We start from the raw sequence: 1914 nt of genomic DNA, 5'->3' as shown, positions 1-1914 counted from the left end.
GGAAATTTCTCTGCATCAACAATTACAAAAGTTACATCTTCTTTTTCGGTAGCCATTTTTTTGAATTTTGGTTTCATAATACGGCAATTTCCACACCATGAAGCTGAATATTGCACTACTACTTTTTCGTTTTTAGCAACTAAATCTGCTAACGTATCTTCGTTTAAGTCGATTAACATAAGTTTTGTTTTTTGAGATTCTAAGGTGCTAAGATTCTAAGGTTCTGAGTTTTTTGAACCTTTGTGGATTTTAGCAACTATAAATTTTGAGATTTTTTGAGAGAGTATTTGATTTCTAAGTTACTAAGGTCTAAGAGGAAATCTTAGAACCTTAGCATCTTAGTATCTTAGAAACTAATTAAAAATTAGTTTGCACTTAAGTATTCAGCAGTACTGATTCTGTCAGCAGACATTGCTTCTTTACCAGCTTCCCAGTTTGCTGGACAAACTTCACCTTTAGTTTGGATGTGAGTGTAAGCGTCAACCATTCTTAAGTATTCGTTTACGTTACGTCCTAATGGCATATCGTTTACGCTTTCGTGGAAGATTTTTCCAGTTTCGTCAATTAGGTAAGTAGCTCTATAAGTTACGTTTGAACCTTCGATGATAACTGAATCAGTATCTTCGCTGTAGCTTGTAGATTCGATATCAAGAATACCTAAAATGTTAGCTAAATTACGGTTTGTATCTGCTAAGATTGGGTAAGTAACACCTTCGATTCCACCATTGTTTTTTGGAGTATTTAACCAAGCAAAGTGAACTTCGTTTGTATCACAAGAAGCACCAATTACGATAGTATTTCTTTTTTCAAATTCTGGTAATGCAGCTTGAAAGGCGTGTAATTCAGTTGGACATACAAAAGTAAAATCTTTTGGATACCAGAATAAAAGTACTTTTTTATTGTTGTTTACTGCTTCTTCAAAAATGTTGATTTTTAAATTGTCACCCATTTCTGAGATAGCATCTACTGCAATACTTGGGAATTTTTTTCCTACTAAAGACATAATTTTCGTTTTACGTTAAATATTTATTTCTGGTGCAAAAGTAGGGCATAAGTACAGGTTCTTACAATAAGATGTGATTATAAAAACTTATAAGTTGATAAGTTTTGACTATCTTTAATTGTAATTTATTGAATATCAATATTTACTGGTAAAACACCTGTGAAACTATTTTTTTCAAAAAATTGAATTCCTGCGGTTTTTTGAAATTCTTCAAAATCTTGATACGCCTGAATTAACCCTAAAGCCTTTTTTAGATCTGGAATAAGTGGTAAAACGTAAGGATTTCCGAAAACGTAAATAATGCATTTTTTTGTTTGAAGAAGATTAGAAAGCAGTTCGAAAACTTCGTCATTTACTTCAAAATTATTCAAAGGTTTTGCTTTTGGAACAAATAATGTAATGATGAGAGTTTCAAAATTTTCTAATTCATTTTTGATTGTAGCAATATCGGAAGTTTCTAAACTTTCAAAAGCAAATTCTGGTGAATCAAGTTTTGCATTGAGCGTTTTGAAAAATGTGTTTTCAGTATTTTTATATAAACTCAGTTTGGCTAATTTGTTGTTTTTCTGAGCCTCTATAGCTAAATCTGAAATTCCGTTATCAATAATTTTCGTAATTGCATTTTGAGCAATTTCTAGATTTAATTGAGATGTTTTTTCGAAGTTTAATTCGCACGAAACAGCTGTATTTCCAGAAAGAATTCCTGCTTTTTCTTTGGCTTTCAGGATTCTATTATAGCTTTCGAAAATACGGTCTGGAGAAGCATTTTTGTAGATCGCTTCAATTCCTTCTGGAACATTTTCAGCAAAGCATAAAACATCGTTTCCTGCATTGAAAGCTTCCCATTCTAATTGACCTTTGGTTTCGTACAATTTAGAAACGCTGTGCATATTTAAAGCATCAGAAATTAC

The 1914-nt window shown here is 31.7% G+C and carries 2 protein-coding genes and 1 pseudogene; all 3 read right to left on the bottom strand.

Annotation, left to right across the window (positions count from 1 at the left end):
- On the bottom strand, positions 1-179 hold a 179-nt coding region (locus B3J44_RS12540), incomplete at its 3' end, for a thioredoxin family protein (protein WP_286968716.1).
- Between the two features lie 185 nt (positions 180-364).
- Entirely contained in the window at positions 365-1003 is a 639-nt protein-coding gene (locus B3J44_RS12535; RefSeq protein WP_012024184.1) for a peroxiredoxin, read from the bottom strand.
- A 125-nt stretch (positions 1004-1128) separates the two neighbouring features.
- A pseudogene (locus B3J44_RS12530) lies at positions 1129-1914 on the bottom strand (glycoside hydrolase family 3 protein); the annotation flags it as partial.

The organism is Flavobacterium sp. UBA4854 (assembly GCF_002399805.1).
Lineage (GTDB): Bacteria > Bacteroidota > Bacteroidia > Flavobacteriales > Flavobacteriaceae > Flavobacterium > Flavobacterium ginsengisoli.
The sequence above is the reverse complement of the archived record's forward strand: the minus strand, read 5'-3'. Positions and strand labels throughout refer to the sequence as shown.